The sequence below is a fragment of the Erythrobacter dokdonensis DSW-74 genome (genome assembly GCF_001677335.1).
GTDB lineage: Bacteria > Pseudomonadota > Alphaproteobacteria > Sphingomonadales > Sphingomonadaceae > Erythrobacter > Erythrobacter dokdonensis.
Window position 1 is genome coordinate 78140 of the sequence record NZ_LZYB01000006.1, and the last position, 17012, is coordinate 95151.

General features: G+C 66.2%; 11 protein-coding genes. 5 read left to right on the forward strand and 6 right to left on the reverse strand.

All coding sequences use genetic code 11. The features are described from left to right. Positions 1–246: 246 nt before the first annotated feature. On the forward strand, positions 247–3681 hold the full coding sequence (locus I603_RS11045) for a TonB-dependent receptor (protein ID WP_068865048.1): 3435 nt from the start codon (positions 247–249) through the stop codon (positions 3679–3681). Between the two features lie 100 nt (positions 3682–3781). On the opposite strand, the gene I603_RS11050 is transcribed toward I603_RS11045, so the two are convergent. Then, a complete protein-coding gene (locus I603_RS11050; RefSeq protein ID WP_068865050.1) occupies positions 3782–6736 on the reverse strand; it encodes an ATP-binding protein in 2955 nt (984 codons plus the stop codon). Between the two features lie 122 nt (positions 6737–6858). Here I603_RS11050 and I603_RS11055 point away from each other — a divergent pair, with 122 nt between their 5' ends. The 3 genes from I603_RS11055 (at position 6859) to I603_RS11065 (ending at position 9527) form a co-directional block, all read left to right on the forward strand. Further along, positions 6859–7581: an energy transducer TonB gene (locus I603_RS11055; protein ID WP_068865453.1), complete on the forward strand. Its 723-nt coding sequence runs from the start codon at positions 6859–6861 to the stop codon at positions 7579–7581. 102 nt (positions 7582–7683) lie between these two features. Further along, positions 7684–8727, forward strand: coding sequence for a mannose-1-phosphate guanylyltransferase (locus I603_RS11060; protein ID WP_068865052.1), 1044 nt, complete (start codon positions 7684–7686; stop codon positions 8725–8727). 26 nt (positions 8728–8753) lie between these two features. Next, complete coding sequence (locus I603_RS11065; RefSeq protein WP_068865455.1) at positions 8754–9527, forward strand: class I mannose-6-phosphate isomerase; 774 nt, start codon at positions 8754–8756, stop codon at positions 9525–9527. Here I603_RS11065 and I603_RS11070 read toward each other — a convergent pair. The 5 genes from I603_RS11070 to I603_RS11090 form a co-directional block, all read right to left on the reverse strand. Beyond that, entirely contained in the window at positions 9524–12067 is a 2544-nt protein-coding gene (locus I603_RS11070) for an HWE histidine kinase domain-containing protein (RefSeq protein WP_068865054.1), read from the reverse strand. The two genes, I603_RS11065 and I603_RS11070, sit on opposite strands and share 4 nt — an antisense overlap. Further along, complete coding sequence (locus I603_RS11075) at positions 12064–12651, reverse strand: biliverdin-producing heme oxygenase (RefSeq protein WP_084440066.1); 588 nt, start codon at positions 12649–12651, stop codon at positions 12064–12066. The genes I603_RS11070 and I603_RS11075 overlap by 4 nt, the downstream gene beginning before the upstream one ends. A gap of 158 nt (positions 12652–12809) precedes the next feature. Then, entirely contained in the window at positions 12810–13109 is a 300-nt protein-coding gene (locus I603_RS11080; protein WP_068865056.1) for a polyhydroxyalkanoic acid system family protein, read from the reverse strand. A gap of 4 nt (positions 13110–13113) precedes the next feature. After that, the gene (locus tag I603_RS11085) at positions 13114–13929 is read right to left on the reverse strand and encodes a hypothetical protein (protein ID WP_068865058.1); all 816 of its coding nucleotides are present in this window, start codon (positions 13927–13929) and stop codon (positions 13114–13116) included. After that, on the reverse strand, positions 13929–15140 hold the full coding sequence (locus tag I603_RS11090; protein WP_068865060.1) for a toxic anion resistance protein: 1212 nt from the start codon (positions 15138–15140) through the stop codon (positions 13929–13931). Before I603_RS11090 ends, I603_RS11085 begins: the two co-directional genes overlap by 1 nt. A gap of 214 nt (positions 15141–15354) precedes the next feature. Here I603_RS11090 and I603_RS11095 point away from each other — a divergent pair, with 214 nt between their 5' ends. Then, positions 15355–17010, forward strand: a complete 1656-nt coding sequence (locus I603_RS11095) for a TIGR00341 family protein (protein ID WP_068865062.1) — start codon at positions 15355–15357, stop codon at positions 17008–17010. Positions 17011–17012: the final 2 nt, after the last annotated feature.

Genomic DNA, 17012 nt, shown 5'->3' on the forward strand with positions numbered 1-17012 from the left:
TGGCGCGGCACCGGACAGGGGCGCCGCCAAAAAAACCTCCATTCGTTGCGCAGATGCAACACCTGGGCAAAGACTCGCGCGAATCCGCTTGATTCTGTGTGCCTGGCGTCACGTTTTCCGCGGAATCGCGTTATGGGCTCACGCGGTTTCATCAAATTGTCACAGAACCGTCGCTTTTCCGAAGTCACGCGGGCCTAGGGGGGCCCGGTAACACCTCTCTCTCCACCGTCACCAGGGGCTACTTCAATGAAGCTTAAGTATCTTCTCGCAGCAAGCGTCGTCAGCCTTGCCGCCACCACCACCTTCGTCGCTCCGGCCGCGGCCCAGCAGATCACCTCGGGCGTCGAGGGTCAGGTCACCGACGAGAACGGCGAAGCGATTGCCGGCGCGGTCGTGACCGTGACCAACACCGCCAATAATGCGACCCGCACCACCACCACCGGTTCGGATGGCGGCTTTCGCATCATTGCCCTGCAGCCGGGCAGCTACTCGATCACCGTGACTGCCGCCGGCTATGAAGGCCAGACGGTGGAGCGCTTCTCCGCCATCACCGGCCGTCCTGCAGCGTTCAGCTTCTCGCTGGCCTCCACCGCTGCCGGCGGCGCCGACAACACCATCATCGTGACCGGCGCCCGCGCCCGCGTCAGCCAGGTCGCGGTCGGTCCGGGCAGCGCCTTCGGTGCGGAAGAGCTCGAATCCTTCCCGTCGATCACCCGCGACATCCGCGACATCATCCGCATCGACCCGCGCGTTGCGCTCGACAACCAGAACGACGTGGAGCGTATCTCCTGCCTCGGCGGCAATGACCGTTCGAACACCTTCACCGTTGACGGTATCGTGCAGGCCGACGCGTTCGGCCTCAACGGCACGCCGTTTGCCGCGCGCAACGCACTGCCGCTGCCGTTCGACGTGGTCGACCAGGTCTCGGTCGAATTCGCGCCGTTCGACGTCGAATATTCGGAATTCACCGGCTGTCTCGTCAACGTCGTCACCAAGGGCGGCGGCAACGAGTTCCACGGCTCTGCCTTCATCACCTATTTCGACGGCGGCATGGTCGGCGATCTCGACACCGGCAGCCAGGAAAAGCGCTGGGGTGCTACCCTGTCGGGCCCGATCATCAAGGACCGCCTGTTCTTCAGCTTCGGCTATGAAGAAACCGATCTTGGCGACGGCAACGAATTCGGCCCGGCCGGCGGCGGCTTCCTCAACGAAGCCAACTTCGTGACCCAGGCCCAGTTCGACGAGTTCTCGCAGATCGCCCGCGATGTCTATGGCCAGGACACCGGCGGCTATCCGCGCGCCCTGCCCGAAGCCTCCGTGCGCTATTTCGGTCGTCTCGACGCCGTGATCGCCGAAGGCCACCGTCTTGAAGCCACCTACCAGCGCCTCGAGGAAACCAATGTCGAAAGCGACAGCGGCGCGAGCAACCTGACCGGCCTCAACTCGTTCGAGGACGAAGGCACGATCTCGGACTACTACTCGGTTCGTCTCTATTCCGAATGGAACGAATCGATTTCGACCGAACTGCGCCTCAGCCGCGCCGAAGTCGGCGACGTCCAGGGTCCGGTCGGCGGCGGGGAAGCCCAGTCCGCCAATCCGATCACCCGTCTCGTGGTCGGCGTGCAGCAGCCCGGCCAGGACGGCATCCTCGGCACGCCGGACGACATCAACGGCAACCTGTCGACCGGCCCGGGCATCTTCCGTTCGGCCAACCAGCTCGACACCAAGATCGACCAGGCCCGCTTCCAGATGAACATCGATGCGGGCGGCGGCCACTTCTTCAAGATCGGTGCCGAACTCAACGACCTGCAGGTGTTCAACCTGTTCGCGATCAACGCGACCGGTTCGCTGTACTTCTCGAACCTCGACGATTTCCGCAACGGTCTGCTTTCGCCGGGTGACGAGGATGGCCCGAACAACGACGAAATCGCCAGCGGTGCCGCGATTGCCGGTGACATCAACGCTACGCCGAGCGGTGACATCAACGAAGCCGCCGCGCTGTTCAGCCGCCAGATCTGGTCGTTCTACGCCCAGGACGAATGGCAGGCGACCGATCAGCTGTCGATCAACGCCGGTATTCGTGTCCAGCTGTATGATGGCGATGCGCCGCGGGCGAACCCGCAGTTCCTCGACCGCTACGGCTTCAGCAACGCCAACCCGTTCAGCCGTCTCGATCCGGTGATCCTGCCGCGTATTTCGGCGACCTACGAGTTCGACAATGACGGGTTCTTCTCGAATTCGCGTCTGACCGGCGGCGTCGGCGTGTTCTCGGGCGGCGATCCGGTGGTGTATTTCTCCAACGCCTTCTCGAACAACGGCTTCTCGACGGGCCTCGGCACCTCGAATGATTGCGCTCCGGGCCAGATCCCGATCGATCCGGTGTCGGGCCGTCCGACGGTGCTGAATGCCGCAGGCGGGTTCACCGGCTTCCCGAGCTGCATCACCGCTGCCGGTTCGGCACTTGCCGCCGGCGGTCTGGCCGATACCCAGTCGACCGATCCCGAGTTCGACGTGCCGACCGTGGTGCGCGCGAACATCGGCTTTGCCACCAATATCGGCACCGAGACGGGCTTCTTCAGCAACTGGAAGCTGAACCTCGACTACATCTACTCGCGGTTCAACGACACGCTGAACTTCGTCGATCTGTCGCAGACCCCGAACATCACCCGTGGCCTCAACGGCTTCACGGTGGACGGTCGTCCGATCTACGCCTCGATCGACCCGAACGATCCCGACGCAGTGGGCTGCAACGCCACGCTCGACTACTCGGGCGGCACGCCGCCGGTGTGGCAGAACGTGACCGCGGCGTGTTTCAACCGCATCGGTCGTGACGACGAAATCCAGCTCACCAACGGGCCGAGCTATGACAGCCACGTCGCCTCGATCATCCTGTCGAAGCGGTTCCAGGGCGGTCTTTTCACGCAGGGCGGCTCGTTCAACGTGAACCTCGGCTACGCCTGGACCGACTCGAACAACAACCGCAACAACGGTTCGTCGACCGCGACTTCGTCCTACGATATCACCGCGGCCTTCGACCGGCAGAACCCGGCGGTCTCGACCTCGAACTTCGAAGTGCGTCACAACATCACGGCGACCTTCAACCTGCGCGAGGAATTCATCGACGGGTACGATACCAATATCGGCCTGTTCTTCCGCGCCCGTTCGGGTCTGCCCTACAGCCTGACCTTCGATGGCGGCGGGGTGTTCAACGACGGTGCTTCGGGTTCGGACAACGCGCTGCTCTACATCCCGAGCGGCCCGAGCGATCCGAACGTGTCGCCCTCGTCGAACGCGCAAGCGGTTGCCGACCTGATCGACTATGTGAACGGCACGAACTGCGGTTTCACGCCGGGCCAGTCGATCGAGCGTAACACCTGCCGTCAGGACTGGCACTTCGATGTCGACCTGCGTTTCAGCCAGGAACTGCCGTTCATCGGCAAGCTCACCGGCATCACGCAGGACCGTGTGACGCTGTTCGCGGACTTCCAGAACTTCCTCAACCTGCTCGACAATGACTGGAACGTGCTGCGTCGCCGTCCGGAATTCGTCGACGTGGTCGATGGCGGTGTGGATCCGCAGGGTCGCTACATCATCACCGGCTTCGCGCCGGACGACCAGAACTTCATCGCTCCCGGGCCGTCGGCATGGCGGATCCAGGTCGGTGCGCGCTACGAATTCTAATTCGTAAGCCCGCCTGATTGGTCAGGACATGTGAGCGGCGGGGCCTTCGGGCTCCGCCGTTTGCTTTTGGGGGGACGCGCGGGACGCGGCGGAGTGGCCTTCAGCCTGCGCCGTCGCCGGCCTTGCGCAGGTCTGCCAAGCCGGACTGGTCGGCCAGCGCCAGCATCTCGCGCGCCAGCATCATGCAGGTCTCGGCGGCCTGCCCGCTTGTCAGGGCCCGTTCCAGCGCTGCCGCGCTTTCGCCGAGGGCTGCCTCCCCGAACATCCCTGCGGTTCCGGCGAGCTTGTGCAGCAGCGCCGCCAATCGCTGCGCGCCTGATCCGGGTGAAACCGCTTGCGGGAAGCTTCCGTCATGCAGCGCGGCCCGCACCGCTTCGACCGCTTCGCGTCGCCGGTTTTCCCAGCGAGCCCGGACGTGCGGCGAGGGCGCTTTGCCCACGCGTCCTTGTGCAGGCACTGCCGGAGCACGGTCGGGCATCTCCACGATCCGGGTCGGGAGCCAGCGCTGCAGCGCCCGCACGAGCTGGGCCAGCGCGATCGGTTTGGGCAGGTGCGCCTGCATCCCGGCCGCGCGGGCCGCGGCGATATCTTCGGGGAAGGCATTGGCGGTCAGCGCGATGACCGGCAGCACGTCCGGCCCGATGCCCTCGGCCCGGATGGCGCGGGTGGCGGCATAACCGTCACAGCCCGGCATCTGCACGTCCATCAGCACCAGATCAAAGGGCTGCCCGCGCATCATGCTGTCGATTACCATGGCGATCGCTTCGGTGCCGTCATGGGCGATCGCGACCTGCTGCTCGCAATATTCGAGCATTTCGGTGACCAGCGCACGGTTGATGTCGTGATCCTCGACCAGCAGGATGCGCGAGGCGCGGGGAAGATCGGCCGGTTCGGCAGTAGGGCTTTCCTCTTGCGTCATTTCGGGCGGAGCCAGCCTTGCGGGCAGCACCAGCGTGAAGCGCGAGCCTTTATCTGGCGTGCTCGCAACCTCGATGCGCCCGCCCAGCAGCGCGGCAAGCTGGCGGCTGATCGACAGGCCGAGCCCGGTGCCGCCGAACCGCCGTGCCGTATCGCTTTCCCCCTGGATGAAAGGCTGGAAGATCGTTTCCAGCCGCGCCTCGCTGATACCGATGCCGGTGTCTTCGACGGTGATCCGAACGTCGCGTTCGCCGACCATGTAGGTCAGCCGGATACTGCCGGCCTCGGTGAACTTGACCGCGTTGCCGAGCAGGTTGAGCACGATCTGGCGCAGCCGCAGGCCATCGGTCACGATCCATGGGTGGCGCCGGTGATCGGAGTGGTAATCCGTCCCGTCGCCGCCATCGCAGGCGAATTCGAGCTGCAGGCTCTTCTTTTGAGCTGCCTGGCGGTGCAGCGCGGCGCATTCGGCGAGGTTTGCATGAAGATCGACCGGCGCATGGTCGACGGTGAATTGCCCGCTTTCGATCTTCGACAGGTCCAGCACGTCGTTGAGGAGCACCATCATCGATCGGCCCGATTGAACGATCATCTCCGCATGGCGACGCTGGTCTGCATCAAGCTCTCCCCGCAGCAGCAGTTCGGCAAAGCCGAGGACGCCGTTCATCGGCGTGCGGATCTCGTGGCTCATGTTGGCGAGGAACTCGCTCTTGGCGTGCGCTGCGTTCTCGGCATGGCGGCGCGCGCGTGTCAGCAGCAGTTCCAGCTCGACCCGCTCGGTCACGTCGCGGGCGGCGACCACCACACCCTCGCGTGCGCCCGTTTCGGGATTGCGGATGATCGCGCAATCGGCCTCGAGAAATACCGGGGTGCCGTCATGATTGTCGCGAAAGCGGCGATAGGTCACCCGCTCCTTGTCCGATGTCCCGTCAAGCAGGCGGCCGAGCGCCAGTAGGGCGCGGTCGCGCGTATCCGGATGGAGCCGGCTGGTCACCGGCTGGCCGATGAAGGTTTCCGGCGGCACTCCCATCACTTCGCGCACCGAGGGTGAGGCATAGGTGCACACGCCCTCCAAATCGTAGCGCAGCACCGCATCGGTGATGTTGTCTGCGAGCAGATCGACGCGGGCCTTGCCTGCCGCGAGTTCGTCCATCATCCGGTCGCGGCCTGCAAGGATCGCGGCGACCGGCAGGCCGGTGAGGAAATTGGCGGCGATGAAGGCCTGCAACAGGTGCAGTTGCGCAGTCGTATCCAGCGACGCCGCCGCGATCGGGCCTGTGCCCGTCCAGCTCATGACGGCAGCCACCAGCGCCACGCCCGTTACATGTACCGCCGTCCCGAGACTGCCGAGCCGGAAGGCGTGCAGCAGCGTGATCGGCTGGATCAGGAAGATCAGCGGGTATTGCGTCTGGCTGAATACCAGCAGCGCGCAGGTGATGCCGCCAAGCAGCAGGCTGAAACGTTCCAGCGGACGCGCCGGCGCGCGTGGCAGGGTGTCGCGCAGCCGATCGACCAGCAGCAGTCCGGCCGGGACGATCAGCACCATTGCCATGCTGTCGGTCAGGAACCACGTCACCACCCCATCGCGCACCGTGGCAAGATCCTGGCCCATCATCGGCGCGGCGATCAGCCCTGAGACCAGTGGACCGACCAGTCCGCCCGCCCAGACGAAACGCGCCAGATCGCCGAGCCGGGTCATGTCGCAGGTATCGCGGCCGGCCTGCCGCGCAAGCGCTGTGACAACCGCTATCTCGACCGTATTGGCGAGAGCATAGACAAGCGCCATTTCCCATGGCAGCCGCGCCACCGCATTTGCGGCGAGGCTGGCAAGCAGGGCGAGCGCGAGGAACAGCCATTCATTGTCCAAACGCGCCCTGAGCAGCAGCACCACGGCAAAGGCATTGGGCAGCCAGACCGGCGCAACCACGCTGCCGGCGCGCGCCAGTATCAGGCTGAGGCAGGCCAGCGCGAGAAAGCCCGTCGTGCCCAGCAAGCTCGCGGCGAGGGTGCGAGGGCCAATCGTCCCGGACGCAATGCGAAGGCCCGCAAGTCGCGCGAGCACGGGGCCACCGGCCCGAACAGCGGGAGAGCTGCGGGTGTCCGGTGCATCATGCCCGGCACCTTCGACATGGTGCATCGCGCGATCGATCCTTAGCGCTCCATCGCCAAAATCCGCCGCTGTGCTATAGGAACTCGTGAAAGGTTTCCGGCAGAACCTCGACCGAAATGGAGGTAACCGCCATTGGCATCGAGACCCGCATGAATGGGAAAAGCCAGTTCCGTCGTCGGCGCCGTCTCAGCCTGCCGCTGGTCGCGGGGCTGCTGTTGCTGCATATGGCAGCGCTCTATGGTCTGGCGCGGGCGCTGGCGCCCGATCTTACGGCTTCGGTCCAGGACCAGGTGGTCTCGGCCTTTACCGTCACGATCACCTCGCCGCCGTCACCGCCGCCGCCCGAGAACCAGCCCGAGCCCGATGAGGGCGCGCAGGGCGATCCGGGCAAGGATGCGGTGCCCGAACCCGTTACCCGTCCGCCGTCTCCGCGCGATCTGCGCGACGAGCCGCCGCGTCCGCGCGCTTCCTCTACCGGTACTGCCTCGCGCTCCGGCGCGACCGAGGCGGGCGAAGGCACGGGGGCTGCCGGGAGCGGGCTCGGCACGGGCAGCGGCAATAGCGGGGGCGGGCGCGGCGGGGTGGCGGTGACCAAACCCGTCCATGTTTCGGGCAGCATTGACAACGCGCGGGATTTTCCCGTTCCCGAGGGCGGACGCAGCGCCCGGCGCGGCACAGAGGTGATCGTGCGGGTGACCGTCGGCATCGACGGGCGCGCACGCGACTGCACGATCTACCGGCCCAGTCCCGATCCCGAGGCCGACCGCATCACCTGCGCGCTGGTCGAAAGCCGCCTTGGCTTCCGACCTGCGACCGATCGCGAAGGAAATCCGGTGCCGGCCCCGTTTTACTGGCGCCAGCGGTGGTTCTGAAAGCACCGGATCGGCGCCAATACCGAACCGCTGGAGGGATTCCCGCTGGCATCGCCCATCCACTTGATCTAACTCGCGCTTTCACGAGAAGGGACAAGACGCGTGACGCAAATCCACCCGGTTATCCTGTGCGGCGGCAGCGGCACACGGCTCTGGCCGCTCAGCCGCAAGGCCCTGCCCAAACCGTTCCTGCCGCTGGTGAGCGAGGAAACCCTGTTCGAACAGGCCGTGCGCCGCGTTGCCGGCGATGATCGCTTCGCTCCGCCGATGGTGGTGGCGGGCGCTGCCCATGCCGATCTTGTCACGGCCCAGCTGAGCGATACGCCCGGAGCGCGGCTGGTGGTGGAGCCGGCGGCGAAGAATACCGCGCCGGCGATCGCGCTCGCCGCGGCGCTGCTGCCGCGCGACGCTGTCATGCTGGTCTGTCCGAGCGATCATCACATTGCCGACAGTGCTGCTTTCCGCGCCGCAGCGCTCGCCGGGGCCGCGCTGGCGGCGCAGGACTATCTCGTCTCCTTCGGCATCGCGCCTGACCGGCCCGAGACCGGCTATGGCTATATCGAAAGGGGCGCGCCGCTGGCGGGCGGGTTTGCCATTGCCCGCTTCGTCGAAAAGCCCGATCTCGCCAAAGCGCAGCACTATCTTGCCAGCGGCAATTTCAGCTGGAACGGCGGGATCTTCGCCTTCCGTGCAGGCCATCTGCTCGATGAACTCGCCGCCTACCGCCCAGAAATGGCGCGCCTGGTCGCCGAGGCCGTGGCCGAAGGGCGGGAGGATGGTACGCGGTTCCACCCGGCGGCCGAAGCCTTTGCCGCGATTGCCGGGGATTCGATCGATTATGCGGTGATGGAAAACACTCGCAGCGCGGCGATGGTGCCGGCCGACATGGGCTGGTCCGACATCGGCAACTGGGCCGCGCTGGCCGATGCACTGGCCGATCAGGCAGACGCCGAAGGCAATATCGCGCGCGGCGGCCCAGTCGATCTGGCCGGCTGCAAAGGCGTCTTCGCGCTGACCGACGGCCCGCGCATCTCGGCTGTGGGGCTGGAGGATGTGTGCATCATCGTTTCCGGTGGCGAAGTTCTGGTCACCACCCGTGACGGGGCGCAGGCCGTTGGCAAGCTGCCCGGAGCAGTCAACCAGTGACGCGCGCGCGCCTGCTGCCGACCCGGATGGTCGGAAAGGTCTGGGGCCGCGAGCAGCTGCCCGCGCCGTTCGTGGCCCCGGCGGACGAGCGGATCGGCGAGATCTGGTTCGAACCCCCGCCCGAGCTGCCGCAGGTGCTGGTGAAGTATCTTTTCACCTCGGAAAAGCTTTCGGTGCAGGTGCATCCTTCCGATGCCGAGGCCCTGCCGGGCGAGGCGGGCAAGGAGGAATGCTGGCTGGTGCTCGATGCCGAGCCCGATGCGCGGCTTGCAATCGGGTTCGAGCGGGAGGTCGAGGCCGCCGAAATCGCCGCCGCGGCGATGGACGGAACGATCGAACAGTTGCTGACATGGCACCCTGCGCGTGCGGGCGATCTGTTCTATCTGCCGGCCGGTACGGTCCACGCGATCGGGCCGGGCCTGTCGCTGGTCGAGGTGCAGCAGAACAGCGACACCACCTTCCGCCTTTATGACTACGGTCGGCCGCGCGAGCTGCATCTGGAGCGCGGCCTGGCGGTGGCGCGGGGCAAGCCCTACGGGGCTGAACATCGACGCAGCATCGCCGCCGGGCCGGTGCTGGTGGACGGGCCATACTTCCGGTTGGACCGGATCGAGGGCGAACCCGGCGCTGCAACGTGCGCCGCCTTTCCGGGCGGGCTGCTTGCCCTGCCGCTGGCGGGCGAAATCACCGCGCGCGATGGCAGTGCCCGCGCGCGCGCGGGCGATTGCCTTTACGCCGACAGTCTTGCAGCGCTCGATTTTGCCCGCGCCGAAGTGACCCTGCTGGTGCGCGCGGCCTAGCCGCTGCCGAGCGCGCGGGCGATATCGCTCTGGCCATAGGGCTTGCGCAGCACTGTGTCTGCGCCGAGCCGCTCGAAGGCCCCGTCTCCCTCGGCATAGCCCGTGGCCAGCGCAAAGCGCACGCCCGCCGCGCGCAGGGCTGCGGCGATCGGCTCGGAGGATTCGCCGCCGAGATTGAAGTCGATCATTGCGAAATCGGGCGGGCTTTCGGCAATCGCGGCGAGCGCTCCCGCAACGCTGCTTTCGACCCGCACCTCGCCGACCCCGAGCCGCTTGAGGTTTTCTTCGATATCGAGCGCGATGATGATGCTGTCCTCCACCACCAGCACGCTGGCGGGGAGCAGGACGGGAAGATCCGATGCAGGTTCAGGGGCGGGGGCCGAAGCAGGTGCCGGTCGTTTGGCAGGTGCGGCCGCAGAGAGATGGCGCTGCGGTACGAGGAAATCGGCCTCCAGTCCGGAAATGCGGAAGCGGATATCTGCCTCGCCGCCCAGATCATGCGGGATCGAGCGGCGGATGATGGTCGAACCGAAGCCCTCCCGCGTTGGTGCGCTGACCGGGGGGCCACCCGCCTCGCGCCAGGCGATCGCCAGATCGCCAAAAGCGGTGCGCGCCAGCCGCACCTCGAGCGTGCCCGCACGGGCCGAAAGGCTGCCGTACTTGGCCGAATTGGTCGCCAACTCGTGCACGACCAGCGCCAGCACCGTATAGGCTTCGGGGCCGAGCGCCACGTCATCGCCGATCAGCCGGAACCTTGCGCGATCCTCGCTGCAATAGGGCGCCAGTTCGGTCTCGAGCAGATGCCGGAGCGAGGCTGGACCCCAGTTCTTGGCCGTGAGGTTCTCGTGCGCGGCGGCAAGCGCGGCGATCCGCCCGCCGAGAATGGCAGCAAAGCCCGGCACGCTCAGCGCCTCGGCCTGCGACTGGGTCACCAGCGCCCGGATCAGGCCGAGAATGTTGCGCACGCGGTGATTGAGCTCGGCGATGACGAGATCCTGCTGCTCGGCAATGCGGGCGCGCTCGCGGCCGAGCTCCTCGTTCATCCGCAGCACCACCTCGATCAGGGTGCGCCGTAGACGCGCCGCGATTTCGCATTGCTCCGCATCCCATTCGGCGCTGCGCCCGCGCACGGTTTCGGTCCAGGCGGCAAAACTGGCGCGCGGCTGGAGCATCTCGCCCTGCGGAGCCTTGGCCTTGGCCGGATCGCCAGCCCAGGTGATCGTGCGGTCGAGCGGGCGGCGCCACAGCACCAGACAATCGCGCCCGCCGTGCGAAAGCGGCAGCACCAGCGCGCCGGTTGCGGTATCGGCAAAGGCGCCCGCCTCGTGGATCTCGTCGGCCAGCCTGGTGGTGACATGCACGCCGCTGCCCAGCGTACCCGCCAGTAGCGGGGCGATGGTGCGGAAGGCAGCTTCGTCAGGTGCTGCACCGCTGGCGCGATATTCGCCGTCGACCAGCAGCGACAGGCCGTCATGCGGCACCGCGCCGCCCAGCAGTTCCGCGATCAGCGGCAGGCTGTCGGCCAGCGCCAGACCGCCCGCCAGCCGCAACAGCAGCCTGTCATTGAGCTCGCGTGCCCGTTCGCGCAAAGCCTCGGACTGGGTCACGAGGATCCGGTCGAGCATCAGCGAGAAGGTCTGGCTCAGCAATTCGGCGACGGTCCGCAGCGAAAACGGAGGCAGGCGGGGCGTGCGGTGATGGCACGAAATCATGCCCCACAATTTCTCGTGCCGCACGATCGCGATCGCCAGCGAGGCGCCCACGCCCATGTTCTGCATGTAGGCAAGGTGCATCTTCGAATGGGCGCGCAGCATGCTCATCGACAGATCGAGCGGGGTATCGCCGGGGCCGAGCGCAGGGACGATCGGCACGGCTTCGGCGTCCATTTCGGCGATTACCCGGAAGCGGTTGCGACGGAACAGTTCGCGCGCCTGGCGGGGAATGTCGGCTGCCGGATAGCGCAGGCCGAGATAGGGCTCCATCTCCTCGGCGCGTTCTTCGGCGACCACCTCGCCGCTGTCGTCGGGATGGAAGCGGTAGATCATCACCCGGTCATAGCCGAGCATCTGGCGCACCAGCCGCGCGGCGGTATCGCACAGCTCCTTCGGATTGCCGATCGCCTCGAGCTGGGCGATGACCGGCACGATCATGCTGACATGGTCGGCGAAATCGTTGCGGGCGTGGGGTTCGAATTCGATCACCGACAGGGCGCCGCTGCGATGCACCGCGCAATCGAAGCGCGCGCCCGTTCCCGCCAGATCGACTCCGAAGCGGCGTTCGGGCACGTCGGCCTTTGTCAGATCGGCCAGCGCCGTCTCGATCAGCGCCAGTGCGGGAGACGCCAGGATGTCCGCCAGCGGCGTTCCGGGAACAGGTTGCGCGGCAAGGCCGAGCATGTCGGCGACATTGGCAGAGGCATGAACCAGCGCACCCTCGGCGTTGATCGCAATCAGGCCGCCAAAGTTCTGGATCGCGGCGATGTGATGGATCGGCTCGCGGTCGCACTCGGTCAGCGCATCTTCGGGTTGGTGAAGGTTCACTGTGTCGCACCTTCGGTTCGGGCATCCTCCGCCACGGCGAGAAAGTGCGCGAAAACGGCGCTTGCCGCACAGGTCGCGCCAGCCGCTTCGGTCTCTTGCGCCTGCTGTTCGATCCGTTCGCGAAGGCGTTGCCAGAAGCCGAGCATCGCCGCATCGCCAAGGAAGGCGACCGGCCATTTGCCGCCGCCGATGCGTTTGACCTGCGCGGCAATGCTGCGGTTACCGAGCGCGGAACCCGCCAGCACCCACGCCGCGCCCAAGGCATGGCCCGTCGCGGTTCTGCCCATGGTGAACAGCGGCGCAGGCGGGGGCACGGCATGGTCCAGCGCGGCAAGATCGCGCGCGATCAGCGGGGTCTGCAGCGGGGGGCGCAGTTCGGCCGGAGCGTGATGTTCGATCCAGTCTTCCAGCGGCGCGCGGGCGGCGTGCTGAAGTTCGAGGAAGCGGGCATAATCATCGCGGTTCTGCCAGCCGCTTGCTGCCTGCATCGAATGGTCAAGCAGATCGTGTGCGGCCATGGTCGCGGCGCGCAATCGGGTGCGCAGATCGCCATCCGCAGCTGTTTCGTCCTTGCCCCTCGCCATGAGACCTTACCTTCCCTGCTTCAAACGAGCAGATTTGTCGGTCTGACTTGCCCGCCGTCCGCGGTAAGCAAGTTAGGCACGATTCCCTCGCGGATAATTGTGCCAGATCAAATGGAAGGAAGCAATTAATCTTGCGAGATTTGCATATAGCTGGCCGCTCAGGGCGCCAGCAGGCGGCGGCCTTCCTTCTTTACTGCCGCTTCGAGCGGGCCTTTCATCACCGACAGCAGCATCGGCAGGTCCATCTCGATCACCACCCGGTCATCTTCCACATCGACGCCGCCCGGGATCGTCATGCCCATGACCTCGGCGGTGATGCTCATGCGGTCCTCGCTGGGCCAGCCGGTGGTGACGCTGGCGAGACCGGGGGGGAAGAATCCGACGATTTCGTCGGCATGGGCGCGCATCCGGCGACAGACTTCTTCCTTGGGCAGATCATGGGGAAGGGTCACGCGCATCGTCTCAACGCTCCTGCTTGCCCGGCACGGCCGAAAAATCGGGCAGTGGTACGCCGGTATCGGGGGATCCGCGCATATCTTCCAGCGCTTCCGCCCCGCCATAGCGGTATTCGAGATAGCGGCTCTTGATCGCCAGATCGTCGAGCGCGCCTTCGGCCAGCCGCCGGGTGACGCGGTCGACCTCGCCGGAAAGCTTGGTGAGGCTTTCGGTCAGGCGTTCGTCCGCGCTCTTTCCGGCGTGCTGTTCCTGACGCAGGTGGGCGGGGATCTTGCGGTAGTTGTCGATCGTCTCTGGCAGATATTCGCCGACCAGTTCGCGCACCTCGGCCATCGCCGGTTCGTTGTCGCCGAGGCCCTTCAATTGCAGTCCGAGCGCATCGAGCTGCACTCCCAGCCGGTCGACAATCGCCTGCGCGGGCGGGGGCAGGGCGGGGCGCTGCGCTTCCAGCCACAGCTCGGTGCGGGCGACCATCTGCTGCGGGTTGCCCTGTTTGAGTTCGGCGCGCTTGGGCGTCCTTGTCCGCGGCACGAAAGCGAAGAACAGAACCGCCGCGACCACCGCGGCTGCCGCCATCATCACACCCGCAAACCCGATGCCGTCGATGATGATCCCCGCTGCAATCACCGTCGCGATAATCGCCAGCAAGGTCACGCCCAGACCTTTCATCCGCTTGACGAGGTTCCGGCGCTTGAGATCCGCCGAGCCCTTGCCGATGCTGCCCCTTGGCGCGGCGCGGTGTGTGCCGCCGTCGCGCTGCACGGCGAGACTGGTCTTCGCCTCGCGCAGGATGCGGTCGTTGTCGCGGGTCGTGTCGGGCATCAGCGATCCAGCGCCAGCAGCGAAGGCTCGGAGGCAGCGACCTTGGCCTGGGCCTGCGCCTGGCCTTCGGCGCGGGCGATATAGCCCTTGGACTTCTCGACCTCGGCGGTGAGCACGCCGACCGTCTGCTTCATCGATTCGAGCGCGCGGACCTTGAAATTGTCCACCTCGTCCATCGTGTCGTAGATGTTCTGGAAGGCGCGCTGGAGCGTTTCGAGCGGGATGGTGCTCGACGCCGCCTGCTCGTGGATTTGCGCGGTCTGTTCGCGCAGCAGCGTGCTGGTCGAATCGATGATGTCGCTGGTGGTCTTGTTCAATGCGGTAATCTGGCCGAGCACGAGGCGCTGGTTGGTCATTGCCTGCGCGACGGTGACGGCAGTGCGCAGCGCGCCCACCGTCGTGGTGCTGGCGCGGTCGACACCCTTCACCAGTTCGACATTGTTCTTCTTGACCAGATCAAGCGCAAGGTAGCCCTGCACGCTCACCGCCATCTGGGTCAGCAGGTCCTGCGTGCGCTGGCGGACGTAGAACAGCGCAGACTCCCGCAGCGCCTTGGCCTTCGCCGGATCGACCGAATCGAGTTCGAGCGCCTTCTGCTCGAGCCGCTCGTCGAGCGTCTTGGCGATGTGGATCATCTGCTCCAGCTCGCCCATCGCCGCCCACAGCTTCTGGCGCTCGGTATCGATGGCGGCGTTATCGAGATGCAGCTCCTTCTTGCCGCTTTCCAGCCGGGTGAGGATCGCTGCGATGTGGCCCTGCGCGGATGTGTAGCTGTCGAAGTAGTTCTTGATCTTGTTGCCGAAGGGAATGATGCCGAGGATCTTGCGTGGCCCCGACAGCTTGCCCTGCCGGCCGGGATCGAGATCCTCGACCGTGCGGCGCAGTTCGGCCAGATCCTTGCCCACGCTGCCATCGGCATCCATCGCTCGCACCGGACGGTCGAGAAAGCGGTTCGACATCGCCGCCGCGGCGCGGATCTGTTCCTGGCCCATCCGCGTGATCTGGTCGACCTTTTCGCCGAATTCGGGCGAATTGGCATCGGCCGAGACTAGGTCGTTGACGAAGGCATCAACCTTCACGTCGAGCTTGGATTTCTGCTCCTCGGTCACCGGCACCAGCCCCGCCGCCTGTTCGGGCGCCACCTGCGGCACCGGATCGGGCGGGGTAAGCGAGAAATCTGTTGCGGTCGCCGTCTTGGTTTCGGTGCTCATGCCTGTCTTGTGCTCCCTTGCGGCCCGGCGCCAGAGCGCGAGGCGATCCCCACTGTATTAGTAATCTAAAACACGCCTTTCAAGTTTGCACCTGCACGCTACTCCGGAACGGCGTCCCGCGTCCATTGCTGTTGCGATCAATGGCAGCAGGTTTGGCATTCCCGACTTGCGCGTTTAGGAGAAGCCCTTCGTGACATGACGCAAAGGCCATTCGATGAACGACAAGCCCGGGTCCGATACTACCCCCGAACCGGGAGCCGATATCGGCGCCGAAGATGTCGAGCTCGCAAAGCCCAGCATGGAGGAGGATGAGGATCCGCCGAAGGATGAGGCGGCCTCAGGCACCACCTCGCATGGTTCTTCGCAGGCGGCGGCATCGCCTGCGCGCGCGTCCTTGCGTGCAGCGCTGGTTACGGTGCGCGACTGGTGGGCGGAGCAGGTCATTGGCCAGATCGACCAGGCCGAGGTGATCGAGCGGCGGCGCGATGATTGCGCGCTGTCCGAGCGCTACCTCTTCATGACCGCGATGAGCGCCGGTATTGCGGTGCTGGGCCTGCTGCTCGGCTCGCCGGCGGTGGTGATCGGGGCGATGCTGCTCTCTCCATTGATGGGCCCGATCATCGGGCTGGGCTTTGCGCTGGCCATCGGCGACTGGGACTGGCTCAAGCAGGCCGGGCGCACGCTGCTGGTCGGCAGCGTGCTGGCAGTTCTGTTGTGTGCGGCGCTGGTGTTTCCGTCGCCGATCCAGACCATTACCAGCGAGATTGCGGCGCGAACCCGGCCGAACCTGTTCGACCTGTTCGTGGCGCTGTTTTCCGCGCTTGCCGGTGCCTATGCGCTGATCCGCGGGCGCGAGGGCACGATCGTGGGTGTTGCCATCGCGACAGCCTTGATGCCGCCGCTCGCGGTGGTCGGCTTCGGGCTGGCGACGTTCAACTGGACGGTCTTTTCCGGCGCGCTGCTACTGTTCGTCACCAACCTGCTGACCATCGCGCTCACAGCCTTCGCGATGGCCAAGCTCTACGGTTTCCGCAGCACCCTGACCAAGGGGCAGACCAAGGCACAGAATTTCGCGGTGGTGGCGGTGTTCGTCGCGCTCGCCATCCCGCTCGGCTATTCGCTCCAGCAGATCGCATGGGAGACCAATGCCCAGCGGATCGTGCGCGATGCGATCCGCGACCGGTTCGAACGCCCCGCGCAGCTTGATGCGCTGGAGATCGATTTCGCGTCCGATCCACTGGGCGTGAGTGCAATCATGTTCACCCCCGTCATCCGGCCCGATGCCGAGGCCGACATCGCCCGCGCCCTGCAACGCCAGCTCGGGCGCAAGGTGACGCTGACGCTGACCCAGACCCAGATCGAGACTGGTGCGGGTGCGGCCCAGCGGGCACAGCTTTCCGCCACGCGCGCACAGGAACAGGCCGCCGCAGCCGCCCGCGAGCAGGCGCTGGTCAACCGGCTCTCGCTTGCGGCCGGAGTGCCCGAGACCGACGTGCTGATCGATCGTAACCGCCGCCGCGCACTGGTGCGGGCCAAGCGGATCGAGGGTGCGCCGTTGGGAGTCTACCGCACGCTCGAAGCGCGGATTGCCGTGACCGAGCCTGACTGGACGATCGAGCTGATCCCGCCCATGGGGGCCTTGCCCGCGGAAGTCCGCTTTGCCGAGGAAGGCGCGCCGACCGCGGAAGGCCGGGAGGCGCTGGCGGTTATCGCCTGGGCATCGCAGCGCAAGAACCGCGGTGTAGTGCTCACCGGCGACCCGGAGGAATGCGAGAAGGCCGCCGAACTGCTCCGCGCGCGCGGAGCCGAGGTGGTTGTCCGACCGGATACAGGGCCGGTCAGGGTCGCGTGGGCCGAGGAAGAGGAGTAGGC